Raw genomic sequence first — 16,874 nt, 5'->3', positions numbered from 1 at the left:
GATGGGAAATGAATATTCACGAGTACCAAGGTAAGGAAATCCTCAAAAGCTTTGGGGTATCCGTTCCTAACGGAAAAGTGGCTTTCACCGTGGAAGAAGCTGTCGAAGCAGCGAAAGAACTAGGAACGCAAGTGTGTGTTGTTAAAGCACAAATTCATGCTGGGGGACGCGGAAAAGCAGGTGGTGTAAAAGTAGCAAAGAACTTAGATGAGGTTCGTACATATGCTAGCGAAATTCTCGGCAAGACGCTTGTTACACATCAAACGGGTCCAGAGGGAAAAGAAGTAAAACGCTTATTGATTGAAGAAGGCTGCGATATCAAGAAGGAGTATTATGTTGGTCTTGTACTAGATCGTGCCACTTCTCGTGTTGTTCTAATGGCTTCAGAAGAAGGTGGAACTGAAATTGAAGAAGTTGCAGAAAAAACTCCAGAAAAGATTTTTAAAGAAGAGATTGACCCTGTTGTAGGTTTACAACCATTCCAAGCAAGACGAATTGCTTTTAATATCAATATTCCTAAGGAATTGGTGAATAAAGCCGTCAAATTTATGTTGGGTCTTTATCAAGCATATATTGAAAAAGACTGCTCCATTGCTGAAATTAACCCTCTTGTCGTTACAGGAGACGGAAATGTTATGGCATTGGATGCGAAATTAAATTTTGATTCAAACGCCCTTTATCGCAGAAAGGATGTTTTGGCATACCGAGATTTAGAAGAAGAGGATCCGAAGGAAATTGAAGCATCTAAATATGATTTAAGCTATATTTCGCTTGATGGCAACATCGGATGTATGGTTAATGGTGCGGGGCTTGCAATGGCAACGATGGATATCGTGAAGCATTATGGCGGCGAACCGGCCAATTTCCTAGATGTTGGTGGCGGTGCAACCGCGGAAAAAGTAACAGAAGCATTTAAGATCATCCTTTCTGATCAAAACGTAAAAGGCATTTTTGTTAATATTTTTGGTGGCATTATGAAATGTGATGTGATTGCAACTGGAGTTGTTGAGGCAGCGAAGCAGGTTGGACTCAGCGTTCCATTAGTAGTTCGTTTAGAGGGGACAAACGTGGAAATTGGCAAGAAGATTCTCGCTGAATCCGATATTGAAATCATTTCCGCTGACTCAATGGCTGATGGTGCACAGAAGATTGTTAATTTAGTAGGATAATATCTTCAACACGATGGATTTAATCGTTTTAATTGTAATGTGCTAAAAATGTATGCTGGGAAATGACTATTTACCCATGTTGTTAGACGGATATCAGAAAGGAGATAAATCTCGTGAGCGTATTTATTAATAAAGATACAAAAGTTATTGTACAAGGGATTACAGGCTCCACTGCCCTTTTTCATACAAAACAAATGCTGGAGTACGGAACAAAAATTGTGGGGGGAACCTCACCTGGTAAAGGCGGTCAAGAGGTAGAAGGCGTCCCCGTATTTAATACGGTTAAAGAAGCGGTGGATGCAACTGGCGCTACTGCCTCAGTTATTTATGTACCTGCGCCGTTTGCAGCAGACGCCATCCTTGAGGCGGTGGATGCAGAGCTTGAGCTTGCGATCTGTATCACTGAACATATTCCTGTATTAGATATGGTCAAGGTCAAACGTTATATGGAAGGGAAGAAAACCCGTCTCGTCGGGCCAAACTGCCCAGGTGTGATTACAGCCGACGAATGCAAAATTGGGATAATGCCTGGTTATATTCATAAGAAAGGTCATGTAGGGGTTGTTTCGCGTTCTGGAACACTAACTTATGAAGCTGTACATCAATTAACAGAAGCAGGCATTGGTCAAACGACAGCAGTTGGAATCGGTGGAGATCCAGTTAATGGTACGAATTTTATTGATGTTTTAAAAGCATTCAATGAAGATCCTGAAACATATGCGGTCATTATGATTGGTGAGATCGGTGGTACTGCTGAGGAAGAGGCAGCTGAATGGGTCAAGGCAAATATGACAAAACCGGTAGTAGGGTTTATTGGTGGTCGTACAGCTCCCCCAGGAAAGCGCATGGGCCATGCTGGGGCCATCATTTCAGGTGGTAAAGGAACCGCTGATGAAAAAATCCGCGTTATGAATGAGTGTGGAATTGCCGTAGCAGATACTCCTTCTGTTATGGGTGAAACATTAATTAAAGTTTTAAAAGAACAAGGACTTTATGAAAAATGTAAAACACATTAATGAAATGCACAAAGCTAGTCCTTTCTGTAAGAAAGGGCTAGCTTTGTTAAACGAAATTGTTGATTATGATTTTTGGCATCTTCCGTGTGAAACCGAGGTTTCGCACGCCTTTTAGTTGTGCTAAAAAGGTGGAAAAAACCAATCAAAAATCAACTGCTACATATAATAAAAGGAGAAGCAATAATATGGATGAATTTAAACGAAGGCTTGTTTCCTTACAACACTGTAAAGGAATTGGTTGGAAGACGATTTATCAATTATTAAAACATGATCCAGATCTGTCAACCCTTTTTGAAAAGAAGAAATTCCCTTCATCACTCCCACAAATACCAAAAAATCTTCTTGATAACCTTCACTCCCATTCTATTTATGAACAAATCCGCCAATACGAATTAAATCAAATTCACATGATCACCCTTTTTGATGATGAGTATCCAGAACGTTTACGGGAGACTTACGAGCCTCCATGGGTACTATATGGGAAAGGGAGAATCGATTTGTTGCAACGGCAGCTAAAGCTCGCTGTTGTCGGGTCAAGAAATGCTACTGAATATGGAAGAAAAGCAATTGAGGCGATCTTCCCAGCCTTGATTGAGAAGGAGATCGTCATTGTTAGTGGTTTAGCAACTGGAATTGATACCATTGCCCATGAGACATCAATTCGGCTTGGAGGTGCGACAATTGCTGTTATCGCAGGTGGTTTATTTCACATCTATCCGAAAACAAATAAAGAATTAGCAATAGAATTGATGAGGAATCAGCTCGTTTTATCCGAATATCCGCCAAACTCACTCCCTTTAAGGTGGCAATTCCCGCTGAGAAATCGTATTATTAGTGGGATGAGCAATGGAATCTTTGTTGTCGAAGCAAAGCAAAAAAGCGGCTCTCTCATTACAGCAAACTGGGCTGTAAATGAGGGAAGAGAGGTGTTTGCTCTTCCGGGAAATATATTCAGCACCACGTCCGCTGGAACAAATGAACTTATTCAGCAGGGGGCAAAACTTGTATTGAACGGAAAGGATATATTAGATGAGCTTAATTTTTAAGCCCGTTTTTTTTCGAACAAACAATGTCTTCTCCGGTGTTGAACACTCCTTTAGAAAATGAACAAAAAATAAATTTTTCGAAAAAAGGTTGAAATTATCTTAAAACTGGTATACATTTTGCATCAGGTATTACATATTTTATGTTTTGAAATTGCAGGGATAAAATATACTATTCTTGACAATTACTATTTACCTGTTTAATAATAGTGAATATTTAAAATTAAATGAAGAGACTTTATGTATGATTTCGATGGGAAATGCTGATAAATATGGGATGAATAATAAATGTACTTATAAAAGGACAAACTGCCCATCGAAAAAAATCGTTTAAATCTTATAATCCCTCTTAAGGAGGACAATTGATGTCTGATTTTCTTGTAATCGTTGAATCGCCAGCAAAGGCGAAAACGATTGAGAAGTATTTAGGAAAAAAATATAAAGTAAAGGCCTCTATGGGGCATATTCGTGATTTGCCAAAGAGTCAAACAGGTGTTGACGTTGAGCATAATTACGAGCCGAAATATATAACTATACGTGGCAAAGGACCTGTCTTAAAAGAGTTAAAGACTGCTGCAAAAAGAGCGAAGAAAATTTTTCTAGCGGCTGACCCGGATCGTGAAGGGGAAGCAATTGCTTGGCATCTAGCCCATAGTCTAGATATGGACATTCATTCAGACTGTCGCGTGGTTTTTAATGAAATAACGAAAGATGCAATTAAAGAGTCATTTAAACATCCACGTCCAATCAATATGAATCTAGTCGATGCACAGCAGGCGCGGAGAATTCTTGATCGTCTCGTTGGTTATAATATTAGCCCTCTTCTTTGGAAAAAGGTAAAAAAGGGTTTAAGTGCTGGGAGAGTCCAATCAGTAGCAGTGCGACTCATTATGGACAGAGAAAAAGAGATAAAAGATTTTGTACCAGAGGAGTATTGGTCCATTGACGCTCAGTTTTTAAAAGGAAAGGATACCTTCGATGCTTCTTTTTACGGAGTGAGCAAAGAAAAGGTAGAGCTTAAATCTAAAGAAGAGGTTGACGCAATACTAAAACAAGTCAAGGGAAACAAGTTTACTGTAACTTCAGTTACGAAAAAGGAAAGAAAAAGGAATCCGGCTGCTCCTTTTACAACATCATCATTACAGCAAGAGGCTGCTCGTAAATTGAATTTTCGAGCGAAAAAGACGATGATGCTTGCCCAGCAATTATATGAAGGGATTGATTTGGGGAAAGAAGGAACAGTTGGTTTAATCACGTATATGAGAACGGATTCAACACGGGTTTCTGAGCTTGCTCAAAATGAAGCGGCAGAATTTATTCAATCCGCTTATGGAAGCGCCTTTTTACAAACAGAAAAGCGGAAAGAAAAGAAAAATTCTAATGCCCAAGATGCTCATGAAGCGATTCGCCCAACAAGTACACTTCGTGACCCGAGCACGATGAAGGAGTATTTATCCCGCGATCAGTTAAGATTGTACCGCTTAATTTGGGAGCGTTTTGTGGCAAGTCAAATGGCTCCGGCAGTCATGGATACAATGAGTGTTGATTTACAAAATGGTGATGTACTGTTTCGAGCCACAGGTTCAAAAATCAAGTTTCCTGGTTTTATGAAGGTATATGTTGAAGGTACGGACGATCAAACAGAAGAGAATAAGAATAATATGCTCCCTGACCTTAAAGAAGGGGATGAGGTGCTGAAAAAGGACATTGAACCGAAGCAACATTTTACTCAGCCTCCTCCTCGTTATACCGAAGCGCGCTTAGTTAGAACTTTAGAAGAGCTTGGGATAGGACGGCCATCTACTTTTGCACCTACACTGGACACCATACAAAAAAGAGGGTATGTTGCCCTTGATAATAAGCGATTCGTACCAACAGAACTGGGTGAAATCGTCCTGCAATTAATTATGGAATTCTTTCCGGAAATTCTCGACGTGGAATTCACAGCGAAAATGGAGCAGGATCTTGACTATGTAGAAGAGGGGAAAACAAGATGGGTTGAAATCATCGATGACTTCTATAAAGACTTTGAGAAGCAATTAAAGAAGGCAGAGAAAGAAATGGCTGAAGTCGAGATTAAAGATGAGCCTGCTGGAGAAGATTGCACTGAATGCGGAAGTCCAATGGTATTTAAAATGGGGCGCTATGGAAAGTTCATGGCTTGTAGCAATTTTCCGGACTGTCGTAATACAAAGCCAATTGTTAAAGAAATCGGTGTTAAATGCCCAAAATGTAATGAAGGAAATATCATAGAAAGAAAAAGTAAAAAACGACGAATTTTTTATGGCTGTGATCGTTTTCCAGAATGCGATTTTATATCTTGGGATAAACCGCTGCCTCGGAGCTGTCCAAAATGTGAAAGTCTCCTAGTTGAGAAAAAGCTTAAAAAAGGAATTCAGGTCCAATGTGTGAATTGCGACTACAAGGAAGAGCCACAAAGTTAAAGAGTGAGCAGCTTGCTCACTCTTTTAAGTGCGCAATTATGCCTAATTTTGCAGAAAGTTTTACGGAAAGTACTTGAAACTTTATTATTTATCAAACGTATTATAAAATGCAGGAGGAATCACAAAATAAAGAAAAGCAAGAATGTTATTTAGAATTACGAAGGACAATTCAGAACTTTGTGAAAAATTTGTAAATTATCTTGCGTGCGGATGTTTAGTATGGTAATATTGAATAGCTATGCCCTGTGAGGTGAATAAAGTTGGGTAAAGACGAAATGGTCACAAGGCTGTTTTTACAATACTTGCAAGTTGAAAAGAACTATTCCCAGTACACGATCGAGTACTATCATGGGGATCTATTAGATTTTAGATTGTTCATGTCTGAACAATCTATAACGGAGTTTGAGCAGGTCGAGTATTCGGATGTTCGATTATTTTTGACAAAATTATTTAATCAAAAGTTATCAAGAAAGTCTGTTGCTAGAAAGATTTCAAGCCTTCGGAGTTTCTATAAATTCTTGCTGAGAGAAAAGCTAGTTTCCAAAAATCCATTTGCAGGGGTTTCGATCCCGAAAGTTGACAAAAGGCTTCCAAACTTCTTTTATGAAGAGGAATTGGCAATCCTTTTTCAGGCCTGTGACATTAGTGAGCCAATTGGTCAGAGGAATCGAGCAATACTGGAATTACTTTACGCAACTGGAATAAGGGTAAGTGAATGCTGTAGTATTCACTTGCAGGACATAGATATGGATTTATCTACGCTGCTGGTACACGGAAAAGGGAGAAAGGATCGTTACGTTCCTTTTGGCAGTTTTGCAGCAGAGGCTTTGGAGCGGTACATAACAGAGGGCCGTGAAGCGATCATGCAGCAAAATAAACAGTCACATGATGTTTTATTTGTAAACTTTCGCGGTGGGCCGCTGACGACTCGAGGATTGAGAACGGTTTTAAATAAAATTGTTGAGCAATCATCATTAAACTCGAAAATACACCCTCATAAATTGAGACATTCATTCGCAACCCATCTATTAAATAATGGGGCAGATATGAGGACGGTTCAGGAATTACTAGGACATGAGAATCTATCATCGACGCAAATTTATACACATGTGACGAAAGATTATTTGAAAAAGACGTATATGGAGCATCATCCGAGGGCATGAACACCCAAATAGGAGGAATCTGTATGAATCAATTTCATGCGACCACAATTTTCGCAGTACAACATAAAGGCAAGTGCGCAATGGCGGGAGATGGTCAAGTTACATTCGGCAATGCGGTTGTAATGAAGCACACAGCAAGGAAAGTTAGAAAGTTGTTTAATGGTAAAGTATTAGCGGGGTTTGCCGGCTCGGTTGCTGACGCCTTTACCCTTTTCGAGATGTTTGAAAGCAAGCTAGAAGAATATAATGGAAATCTTCAGAGAGCTGCTGTTGAGCTTGCGAAGCAGTGGAGGAGCGATAAGGTATTACGGAGATTAGAAGCAATGTTGATTGTGATGAATGAGGAAAGCATTCTGCTAGTGTCTGGGACCGGAGAGGTGATTGAACCTGATGATGGGGTGTTAGCGATAGGTTCAGGAGGGAATTATGCATTATCCGCTGGAAGATCCCTTAAGCGATATGCTGGTGAGCATTTAACTGCTAAAGAGATTGCTCAAGCTGCCCTCCAAATTGCTGCTGAGATATGTGTTTATACGAACGAAAATATCATTGTTGAAGAGCTAGGAGGAATGTAGACGTGACAAAAGAAAAGAACTTGACTCCACGGCAAATCGTAGAACGTTTGGATCAATACATAGTCGGTCAAAAAGACGCTAAAAAAGCTGTCGCCGTCGCATTAAGAAACCGTTATCGTCGCAGTTTGCTCGATGAAAAACTACGGGACGAAATCAACCCGAAAAATATTTTAATGATTGGGCCAACAGGGGTTGGTAAGACGGAAATTGCTAGACGAATGGCAAAGCTCGTTTCGGCACCGTTTGTTAAGGTGGAAGCAACAAAGTTTACTGAGGTTGGTTACGTAGGCCGTGATGTTGAGTCGATGGTCAGGGATTTAGTTGAGACGTCTGTCAGACTTGTAAAAGAAGAAAAAATGTTAAGCGTTAAAGAGCGTGCTGAAGAAAATGCAAATAGAAGACTTGTCGATTTACTAGTGCCTTCAGCGAAAAAGTCTAGCAACTATAAAAATCCACTTGAAATGTTATTTGGTGGAGGCTCATCTGAACAAGAGCCGGAGCCAAACCCAACAGAGGAAATGAACATTCAGGAAAAAAGAAAAGTGGTTAGAGAAAAACTAGCGATGGGTGAGTTAGAAAACGAAATCGTGACAGTGGAGGTAGAAGAACAGCAGCCTTCAATGTTTGATATGCTCCAAGGCTCTGGCATGGAGCAAATGGGCATGAATATGCAAGATGCATTAAGCGGTCTAATGCCTAAAAAACGGAAAAAGCGCAAACTGACTGTAAAAGAGGCAAGAAAAGTTTTAACGAATGAAGAAGCACAAAAGTTAATCGATATGGATGAAGTCACACAAGAGGCTGTACTCAGAGCAGAGCAATCAGGGATTATCTTTATTGATGAAATTGATAAGATCGCTAGTAAGAATCAAGGTGGTTCTTCAGCGGATGTCTCACGCGAAGGTGTGCAGCGTGACATACTTCCTGTTGTTGAAGGTTCTACTGTTGTAACCAAATATGGTTCAGTCAAAACAGACCACATTTTATTTATGGCTGCTGGAGCATTCCATATTGCCAAACCATCTGATTTGATTCCTGAGCTTCAGGGGCGCTTTCCAATTCGTGTTGAATTAACGAAATTAACGGTTGATGATTTCTTTAAAATTTTAATCGAGCCAGACAATGCGTTAATTAAACAATATGAAGCATTGTTAGAAACGGAAGGTATACAAATTGAATTTTCTGACGATGCTATTCGTAAGATAGCAGAAGTAGCATTTGAAGTGAATCAAAATACGGACAATATTGGGGCAAGAAGACTTCATACCATTCTTGAAAAGTTACTGGAGGATCTATCATTTGAGGCTCCAGACATAACGATGGAAAAAGTTACAATCACACCGCAATATGTGGAAGAGAAACTTGGTGCTATTTCCAAAAATAAAGATTTAAGTCAATTTATATTGTAGTTGTTTTTTTAAACGGCTGAAGAAGATGGATTCTAGTTGCCAGCCGTTCTCAGTTTCAACATATTTTGTATTGGTCTTAAAAAAATAATAAAATAATCGAAGCAACAAGGGTTGTAAGGAAATAGGAGGAAGAATAATGGATTTATTAACAAAAACAAGAAAAATTAATGCTTTATTACAAAAGGCTGCAGGTAAGCCAGTAAACTTCAAGGAAATGTCAGAAACGTTAAGCGAAGTGATTGAAGCGAATATCTTCATCGTTAGTAGACGTGGAAAATTGCTAGGCTTCGCGGTTAATCAAAAGATTGAAAACGATCGTATGATTAAAATGCTTGAAGATCGTCAGTTCCCTGAAGAATATACAAACAATCTGTTCAACATTAAGGAAACTTCGTCAAATCTTGATATTGATAGTGAGTACACTGCTTTCCCAGTTGAGAATAAAGAGTTATTTCAAAATGGTTTAACAACAATTGTACCGATTATTGGCGGTGGAGAAAGACTTGGAACATTAATTTTAGCTAGATTACAGGAGCAATTCCATGATGATGATCTGATTCTAGGAGAATACGGGGCAACTGTTGTAGGAATGGAGATTCTTCGTGAAAAAGCGGAGGAAATTGAAGAAGAAGCTCGTAGTAAAGCGGTTGTACAAATGGCAATCAGCTCACTTTCATATAGCGAACTTGAAGCAATTGAGCATATATTCGAAGAATTAAACGGACAAGAAGGCTTGCTAGTTGCTTCTAAAATTGCTGACCGTGTGGGAATCACTCGTTCAGTAATTGTCAATGCCCTTCGTAAACTTGAAAGCGCTGGAGTCATTGAGTCTCGTTCACTAGGAATGAAGGGGACATATATTAAAGTGTTAAATGACAAGTTCCTCGTTGAGCTTGATAAGCTTAGAACAAATTAATTAAGGATAGAAGCTGCATCAATAAATCGTTTTTTGTTTCAAAGTGTAGACAAACTCGAATATCTCGAGCATGTCTACACTTTTTTCTTTTAAGAAATCGAAATATAAAGGTTGATTGCTACAAAGGGTGGACACTTTAATGCGAACAGGAGCTTTGGGTATAAAATTATATTTATGAAAAATAACATTTTAAAGGGTATTCTACGCTTAGCGTAAGCTGCCAAAGCTTAACAAACAAAAATCTCGTATTTGTGATTTTTCAATATCTGAAAAACTAAAAATAAGCTATCAGTTTGTAAAGTATATGTAAAGATAGGTCGAGAAAATTTAAAATTACAGAGCGGTTGAATAAGGGTGTTTTTTGATAAACTTTGTTGCAATAATTTGTAATTTTTCGTCCATGAATACGTTTACATTTTTATACATAATCAATAAATATATTGACAAAACGATTTGTTGCACATTTTATGCGAAAAAAGTCGATTTTTGTAAAAAAACTCACACTTTCTGTTGCAAATGTGTCATAATCAAGGATAATGATAATGATTCTAAAGTATCAGCTTTTAACGTTTTAAATAATATAGTCCTAATGCAAAATGAATGAAAACAGGTCATATATCCCATTTTTTTTAACGATTATTGCATAGACATATTATTCCTTATTCATTACAATTAAGTATGTATTACATTTTTCATCTAAATATTACAATCTTCAACAAAATCCCTTAACACGGATTAAGTATAATAATGGGGGTGAGAAAAATTGAAGCTGTTTTCAAATACGATTTCAACACTAGAGAGTGCTTTAAACTATTCGTCAACAAAGCAAAAGGTAATTGCTCAAAATATCTCAAATGCTGACACTCCTAATTATAAAGCTAAAGAAGCTAGCTTTAAATCCGCGTTAAATGATGCACAAAATGCTTCAATGACAGCAAAACGGACGGATATTAGACATTTTAATTTCCGAGGAGAAGATTCATCAAACGTAATGATTAGAACTAATAATCGAACTTCGTATAACAATAATGGAAATAACGTGGATATGGATAAGGAAATGGCAGATTTAGCTACAAATCAAATTTATTACAATGCACTAACAGAAAGAATTAGCGGAAAATTCCAGACTTTGCAATCGGTAATAAAAGGAGGTAAGTAATCATGTCCATCTTTCATAGTATAAACACTTCTGCTTCTGCGCTGACCTCTCAACGACTGCGAATGGACGTTATTTCATCGAATATGGCCAATGTCGATTCAACAAGAGCAACTCAGGTAAATGGTGAGTGGGTTCCATATCGTCGTAAATCAGTTGTCCTTCAACCGAAAGAAGGAGGTTTTTCTTCATTTTTAAATGTGGCAATGAATAAAAGTGAAGCTGGAAACGGAGTGAAGGTTTCAAGAATTGTCGAGGATGATTCTCCTTTTAAAGAAGTATATGATCCTGAACATCCTGATGCCGATGAATTTGGCTATGTGCAGATGCCGAATGTTGATCCGTTAAGGGAGATGGTTGACTTGATTAGTGCAACCCGGTCTTATGAAGCTAATGTAACAGTATTGAATGCCTCAAAGGGAATGCTGATGAAAGCATTAGAAATAGGGAAATAAAAGGAGCCATTTTAAATGAATAATATATCGTTTCCGAATGTATCGAGCGTATTTCCAGTGAACTCTGAGGTGAAGACTTCTCCAGTTACACCATACGAGGCACAGAAGAGTTTTGCGTCCGTACTTAAGCAATCGATTGAAAAAGTCAATGAAGCCCAAGTACAATCGGATGTTATGACTGAAAAGCTTGCAAGGGGAGAAAACGTTGATTTACACCAAGTGATGATTGCAAGCCAAAAAGCAAGTGTAACACTACAAGCAACAATGGAAATTCGCAATAAAGTAATTGAAGCGTATCAAGAAGTTATGAGAATGCAAGTTTAGTAGTTGAGGGGGCTATGCCCTCTCAATAATTAGACAGAATAGCCGGGGGATAAGAATGACAGTTTCGTTTCAGAAATATATTAACAATTTAAAAGAATACTGGAATGGCCGTTCTAAACAATACAAAATGATCATTATCGGATCTATTCTGTTAGGTGTCATTATTCTTTCTTTGGTCATTTTTTTTACGACAAGATCAAATATGGTTCCTTTATATAAAGATTTGTCTTTAACAGAAATTGGAACTATTAAGGAAAACCTAGACGGTAAAGGTATTAAGTATGAAATCTCTGATGGTGGAACAACGATTAGTGTTCCGCAGGAACAGGCGGATTCTCTCAAAGTGGAGTTAGCAGCAGAAGGCTTACCAAAAACAGGTGGAATTGACTATTCTTTCTTTAGTCAAAATGCTGGAATTGGCATGACGGATAATGAGTTTAATGTCATGAAGCTTGACGCTATGCAAACCGAATTAGCCAATTTAATTAAAGGTGTTGAAGGGGTAAGAGATGCGAGAGTGATGATTACTCTTCCAACACAAGGGATCTTTGTAAATGATGCAAATGAAGAGGCAACAGCCGCAATTATTTTGAATACTGTTCCAGGTTATCAATTTGAAGAAAAGCAAATCAATGCTTTGTACCATCTTGTTTCAAAAAGTGTACCAAATCTTCCTACAGATAATATCGTCATTTCAAACCAAAATTTTGAGTATTTTGATCTAAAAAATAATGAAAATTCTTCAGGTGACACATTTACGGCACAAAATGATATTAAAAAAGAAATTGAACGAGATGTGCAACGTCAAGTACAAAGCATGCTTGGAACGTTAATGGGGCAAGATAAAGTGGTTGTTTCGGTAACAGCTGATATCGATTTTACAAAGGAAAATCGTGAAGAAAATCTTGTCACACCTGTTGATGAAGAAAACATGGAAGGAATCGCTGTAAGTGCTCAAAAAATTACGGAGACTTTTACCGGTAATGGTGCAGGAGTTGGTGGTGTTCCCGCTGCTGAAGATCCTGCCGACACCCTGGGCGGTACATACCAAGAAGGGGCATATGGAAATGGCGATTATGAAAGAATTGAAGAGACGATTAATAATGAAGTAAATAAGATCCGAAGAGAAATTATTGAAAGTCCATATAAAATTAGAGACTTAGGAATCCAAGTAATGGTTGAACCTCCGATTGCAGATGATGAATCTTCACTTCCGCAGGAGAGAGTCGACGATATCACGAGGATGTTAAGTACGATTGTTAGAACGACAATTAATAAAGATACAGTTGATGGAGAATTAACGGATGAAGACATCCAAGACAAGGTAGTTGTTTCCGTACAACCATTTAATGGCAAGCAACAGTTTAATACAGAACCGCAAAGTGCAATTCCTTGGTGGGTTTATGTGCTAGGTGGAGTGTTACTTTTAATTATAATTGTTCTAATCTTCCTATTTGTAAGAGCACGTAAAAAGCGTGAGGAAGAAGAGATGGAAGAATTTGAAGAAGAATCACAAGTTCAAATTCCTGATGTAAATGAGGAACAAGAAACTGAAGGAAGCTTAAGAAGAAAGCAGCTCGAAAAAATGGCAAAAGAAAATCCGGAAGACTTTGCGAAACTATTAAGGACGTGGATCTCAGAAGACTAGGAGGTTTGAAAGTTGGCAATTAGAGAGCAAAAAGAATTAACAGGAAAACAAAAAGCAGCCATTCTTCTCATATCACTTGGCCCTGATGTATCTGCGTCTGTATATAAGCATTTAAGTGAAGAAGAAATTGAAAAACTAACATTGGAAATTTCCTCGGTTAAAAAGGTGGACTCTCAAGCAAAAGAGGAAATCATGGAGGAATTTCACAATATTGCGCTAGCTCAAGATTATATTTCTCAAGGCGGAATTGGCTATGCAAAAACCGTTCTTGAAAAAGCATTAGGTTCTGAACAGGCGTCTGTCATTATAAATAGACTAACCTCTTCATTGCAGGTGCGTCCGTTTGATTTTGCTAGAAAAGCTGATCCAGCGCAAATTCTCAATTTTATTCAAAATGAACACCCGCAAACGATTGCCTTAATTTTATCGTATTTAGATTCTACTCAAGCTGGGCAAATACTATCAGAACTACCACAGGAAATGCAGGCTGATGTGGCGCGAAGGATTGCGGTTATGGATAGTACGTCACCTGAAATCATTAATGAAGTTGAGCAAATCTTGGAACGGAAGCTTTCTTCAACCGTCACCCAAGATTATACGCAAACAGGCGGAGTCGAAGCCGTGGTCGAAGTGCTAAACGGCGTAGATAGAGCAACGGAAAGAACGATTTTAGATGCATTGGAAATCCAGGATCCAGAGTTGGCTGAGGAAATCAAGAAACGGATGTTTGTATTTGAAGATATTGTTACTCTTGATAATCGGGCTATTCAGAAGGTTATTCGTGATTGTGAAAATGAAGATTTAATGCTTTCATTAAAAATTTCAAGTGATGAAGTGAAAAACATTGTTTATAAAAACATGTCAACGCGTATGGTTGAAACGTTCAAAGATGAAATGGAATATATGGGACCTGTTCGTCTTCGTGATGTTGAGGAAGCTCAATCAAGAATTGTTGCGATTATTCGCCGTCTAGAAGAAGCTGGTGAGATCGTCGTCGCTCGTGGCGGAGGAGATGATATCATTGTCTAGGCTTATCAAATCTAGCTGGTCTAATGTTGAAGAGCAGAACAATAAAATAATCTCTATTCGAAGCTTTAAAGTGGAAAGCGAAGAGGCTGACGTTGAGGCGGCTGCTATCGACATTTCCTTGCAGCAAAAAGAGATTTTGAATGAAGCGAAGGAAGAGGCAAACAGGATTGTTGCAGAGGCAAGAGCGTTCCAAGAACAGGTGCAGGCTCAACTGCAGGAAGAAAGAAATAATTGGGATGAAGAGGTCGTAAGGTTAACTAATCAGGCACAGGAAAGTGGTTATGAAGCTGGTTTTTTACAAGGAAAAGAAGAAGGCTACCAACAAATGCATGAACTGATTGAGCACGCCAAGGAAATCGTTAACCTTTCCAAGACAGATTATCATCGAACGATTGAAGAATCAGAGCCCATTATTTTAGACATTGCGTTAAAAGTGGCTGAACGCATTCTTGGTCAGCATCTTGAAGGAAAATCAGACCATTTTCTAAGCATTGTGAAAAGGGCGCTGAAAGAAGCAAGGGAATATCGTGAAGTTCAATTGCACGTACACCCAGCCCACTATGAGCTTCTCTTGTCTCAAAAGGAAGATTTAATTAAAATTTTCCCGAAGGAAACGGAGTTATATATTTATCCAGACGGAGATTTAACAGAGCTTAGCTGCATTATCGAATCAGCGAATGGAAGAATCGATGCAAGTGTAGATCAACAGCTTTTGGAAATTAAAGCAAAGTTATTCGAATTGCTGGAGAGTGAATAATGTGAAATTAGCTGACCTATTAGAGCAAATTGACCAAATAGACACATATAAACATTACGGTAGAGTTAAGCGAGTAGTAGGTCTGATGATTGAGTCACAGGGCCCAGAAAGTTCGATTGGTGATGTTTGCTATATCCATGTCGGCCATAAGCACAAAAGAAAAATCAAAGCTGAAGTAGTGGGTTTTAAAGATGAAAATATTATTTTAATGCCCTATACAACGGTTAATGACATCTCTCCAGGAAGTTTAGTTGAGGCAAGTCACAAACCTCTTGAAATTAAGATTGGTCCCGGTTTAATTGGCACTGTACTTGATTCACTTGGCAAGCCGTTAGATGAAGAAGAACTACCAAAAGGGCTGACACCTGTATTGACTGAGCAACAGCCGCCCAATCCGTTAAAACGACCGCCTATCTCTGAATCTATTGAAGTCGGTGTTCGAATGATAGATTCGTTACTAACAGTAGGTACGGGACAAAGAGTCGGAATTTTTGCCGGAAGTGGTGTCGGAAAGAGTACGTTACTAGGGATGATTGCCAGAAATACAAAAGCGGATTTAAATGTTATTGCACTTATTGGTGAGCGTGGTCGAGAGGTGCGAGAATTTATTGAACGTGATCTGGGGCCAGAAGGCTTGGCGCGTTCGATCGTTATTGTCGCCACCTCTGATCAACCAGCATTAATGAGAATTAAAGGGGCATTCACAGCCACGGCTATTGCAGAGTATTTTCGAGATCGCGGTTTGAATGTGATGCTGATGATGGATTCAGTTACGAGGGTTGCGATGGCGCAGAGAGAAGTAGGTTTGGCAATTGGTGAGCCACCGACAACGAAAGGATATACACCATCCGTTTTTGCGATACTTCCAAAGCTTTTGGAAAGAACAGGTACTAATATGCTAGGCTCGATTACAGCTTTTTACACTGTTTTAGTAGATGGTGATGATATGAATGAGCCTATCGCAGATACGGTTCGCGGAATTCTTGACGGACATTTTGTCTTAGACCGAGAGCTGGCTAATAAGGGTCAGTATCCTGCGATTAACGTGTTGAAAAGTGTAAGTAGAATTATGAATAATATTGTTCCAGAAGAACATCGCAAATCTGCTGAGAAGCTTAGAGAACTTTTAAGCACGTATATTAATTCAGAAGATCTTATCAATATCGGTGCTTATAAAAAAGGGTCCTCCAGACAAATCGATGAGGCTATTCGTTTGTATCCAGACATTATTCGCTTTTTAAAGCAAGAAACAGACGAGAAGGCATCGTTTCATGATAGCTTAAATGCTCTATATGAGTTAATGGAAAAAGGTGAGAGTATCCGATGACTTATCATTATAAGTTTGCTAGAGTATTAGCTTTGAAGGAAAGGGAGAAAGATGAAGCTCTCTTTACTTATCAAGATGCAGTTAAAAAATTTGAAGAGGTCGCTGAAAAGTTATACGAATTATTGCGGAAAAAAGAAGATTTGGAAGCTTTTCAATCTGCAGAGCTTAAGAATGGTTTATCGATTGTCGAAATCCGTCACCACCAGCAATTTATTGGGAATTTAGAAAAGACAATTAACCATTATCAAAAAATGGTTATTAATGCCCGTAATCGGATGCATTTATTTCAGGAAAAACTGATGGAAAAAAATATAGAAGTAAAGAAATTTGAAAAAATTCGCGAGAAGGACTTGGAGCATTTTCTCCATTCCTTAAAAACAACTGAGAATAAACAAATGGATGATATCTCGATTCAGCTTTATATGAACCGAGGAAGTTAGGTG

The 16,874-nt window shown here is 38.6% G+C and carries 16 protein-coding genes; all 16 read left to right on the top strand.

Translation table 11 applies throughout. From position 1 onward, the window contains the following. Positions 1-8 precede the first annotated feature (8 nt). The 16 genes from sucC (at position 9) to fliJ (ending at position 16,871) form a co-directional block, all read left to right on the top strand. The gene (sucC, locus tag PZE06_RS00255) at positions 9-1,169 is read left to right on the top strand and encodes an ADP-forming succinate--CoA ligase subunit beta (RefSeq protein WP_150913457.1); all 1,161 of its coding nucleotides are present in this window, start codon (positions 9-11) and stop codon (positions 1,167-1,169) included. 113 nt (positions 1,170-1,282) lie between these two features. Then, positions 1,283-2,185, top strand: a complete 903-nt coding sequence (sucD, locus tag PZE06_RS00250) for a succinate--CoA ligase subunit alpha (protein WP_095308034.1) — start codon at positions 1,283-1,285, stop codon at positions 2,183-2,185. A gap of 185 nt (positions 2,186-2,370) precedes the next feature. Continuing rightward, on the top strand, positions 2,371-3,231 hold the full coding sequence (gene dprA / locus PZE06_RS00245) for a DNA-processing protein DprA (RefSeq protein WP_150913459.1): 861 nt from the start codon (positions 2,371-2,373) through the stop codon (positions 3,229-3,231). A gap of 362 nt (positions 3,232-3,593) precedes the next feature. Continuing rightward, entirely contained in the window at positions 3,594-5,672 is a 2,079-nt protein-coding gene (topA, locus tag PZE06_RS00240) for a type I DNA topoisomerase (protein WP_150913461.1), read from the top strand. Between the two features lie 260 nt (positions 5,673-5,932). Then, entirely contained in the window at positions 5,933-6,835 is a 903-nt protein-coding gene (gene xerC, locus PZE06_RS00235; RefSeq protein ID WP_150913463.1) for a tyrosine recombinase XerC, read from the top strand. Positions 6,836-6,858: 23 nt separating this feature from the next. Continuing rightward, positions 6,859-7,410, top strand: coding sequence for an ATP-dependent protease subunit HslV (hslV, locus tag PZE06_RS00230; protein ID WP_150913465.1), 552 nt, complete (start codon positions 6,859-6,861; stop codon positions 7,408-7,410). Between the two features lie 2 nt (positions 7,411-7,412). Continuing rightward, the gene (hslU, locus tag PZE06_RS00225; protein WP_150913467.1) at positions 7,413-8,819 is read left to right on the top strand and encodes an ATP-dependent protease ATPase subunit HslU; all 1,407 of its coding nucleotides are present in this window, start codon (positions 7,413-7,415) and stop codon (positions 8,817-8,819) included. Between the two features lie 136 nt (positions 8,820-8,955). Next, complete coding sequence (gene codY, locus PZE06_RS00220; protein WP_150913469.1) at positions 8,956-9,735, top strand: GTP-sensing pleiotropic transcriptional regulator CodY; 780 nt, start codon at positions 8,956-8,958, stop codon at positions 9,733-9,735. 763 nt (positions 9,736-10,498) lie between these two features. Continuing rightward, positions 10,499-10,894: a flagellar basal body rod protein FlgB gene (gene flgB / locus PZE06_RS00215; protein WP_150913471.1), complete on the top strand. Its 396-nt coding sequence runs from the start codon at positions 10,499-10,501 to the stop codon at positions 10,892-10,894. 2 nt (positions 10,895-10,896) lie between these two features. Then, on the top strand, positions 10,897-11,346 hold the full coding sequence (flgC, locus tag PZE06_RS00210; protein WP_191963106.1) for a flagellar basal body rod protein FlgC: 450 nt from the start codon (positions 10,897-10,899) through the stop codon (positions 11,344-11,346). 15 nt (positions 11,347-11,361) lie between these two features. Next, positions 11,362-11,670 carry a flagellar hook-basal body complex protein FliE gene (gene fliE / locus PZE06_RS00205; RefSeq protein ID WP_150913472.1) on the top strand — a complete coding sequence of 103 codons (309 nt, stop codon included), beginning with the start codon at positions 11,362-11,364 and terminating at the stop codon, positions 11,668-11,670. A 55-nt stretch (positions 11,671-11,725) separates the two neighbouring features. After that, complete coding sequence (gene fliF, locus PZE06_RS00200) at positions 11,726-13,318, top strand: flagellar basal-body MS-ring/collar protein FliF (protein WP_150913473.1); 1,593 nt, start codon at positions 11,726-11,728, stop codon at positions 13,316-13,318. 12 nt (positions 13,319-13,330) lie between these two features. Beyond that, the gene (fliG, locus tag PZE06_RS00195) at positions 13,331-14,347 is read left to right on the top strand and encodes a flagellar motor switch protein FliG (RefSeq protein ID WP_150913474.1); all 1,017 of its coding nucleotides are present in this window, start codon (positions 13,331-13,333) and stop codon (positions 14,345-14,347) included. Then, the gene (gene fliH / locus PZE06_RS00190) at positions 14,331-15,104 is read left to right on the top strand and encodes a flagellar assembly protein FliH (RefSeq protein WP_225310566.1); all 774 of its coding nucleotides are present in this window, start codon (positions 14,331-14,333) and stop codon (positions 15,102-15,104) included. The genes fliG and fliH overlap by 17 nt, the downstream gene beginning before the upstream one ends. A 1-nt stretch (position 15,105) precedes the next feature. Further along, positions 15,106-16,431, top strand: a complete 1,326-nt coding sequence (gene fliI / locus PZE06_RS00185) for a flagellar protein export ATPase FliI (RefSeq protein WP_150913476.1) — start codon at positions 15,106-15,108, stop codon at positions 16,429-16,431. Beyond that, positions 16,428-16,871: a flagellar export protein FliJ gene (gene fliJ, locus PZE06_RS00180; protein WP_150913477.1), complete on the top strand. Its 444-nt coding sequence runs from the start codon at positions 16,428-16,430 to the stop codon at positions 16,869-16,871. The genes fliI and fliJ overlap by 4 nt, the downstream gene beginning before the upstream one ends. Positions 16,872-16,874: the final 3 nt, after the last annotated feature.

It is taken from the genome of Robertmurraya sp. DFI.2.37, from assembly GCF_029211245.1.
GTDB classification, from domain to species: domain Bacteria; phylum Bacillota; class Bacilli; order Bacillales; family Cytobacillaceae; genus Robertmurraya; species Robertmurraya methanolica_A.
The sequence above is the reverse complement of the archived record's forward strand: the minus strand, read 5'-3'. Positions and strand labels throughout refer to the sequence as shown.

Excerpts from the sequence above, each read along its gene's own strand:
- fliE (WP_150913472.1), top strand. The coding sequence starts at position 11,362 with ATGAATAATATATCGTTTCCGAATGTATCGAGCGTATTTCCAGTGAAC.
- fliH (WP_225310566.1), top strand. The coding sequence starts at position 14,331 with ATGATATCATTGTCTAGGCTTATCAAATCTAGCTGGTCTAATGTTGAA.
- fliJ (WP_150913477.1), top strand. The coding sequence starts at position 16,428 with ATGACTTATCATTATAAGTTTGCTAGAGTATTAGCTTTGAAGGAAAGG.
- sucC (WP_150913457.1), top strand. The coding sequence starts at position 9 with ATGAATATTCACGAGTACCAAGGTAAGGAAATCCTCAAAAGCTTTGGG.
- dprA (WP_150913459.1), top strand. The coding sequence starts at position 2,371 with ATGGATGAATTTAAACGAAGGCTTGTTTCCTTACAACACTGTAAAGGA.
- hslV (WP_150913465.1), top strand. The coding sequence starts at position 6,859 with ATGAATCAATTTCATGCGACCACAATTTTCGCAGTACAACATAAAGGC.
- fliF (WP_150913473.1), top strand. The coding sequence starts at position 11,726 with ATGACAGTTTCGTTTCAGAAATATATTAACAATTTAAAAGAATACTGG.
- flgC (WP_191963106.1), top strand. The coding sequence starts at position 10,897 with ATGTCCATCTTTCATAGTATAAACACTTCTGCTTCTGCGCTGACCTCT.
- codY (WP_150913469.1), top strand. The coding sequence starts at position 8,956 with ATGGATTTATTAACAAAAACAAGAAAAATTAATGCTTTATTACAAAAG.
- topA (WP_150913461.1), top strand. The coding sequence starts at position 3,594 with ATGTCTGATTTTCTTGTAATCGTTGAATCGCCAGCAAAGGCGAAAACG.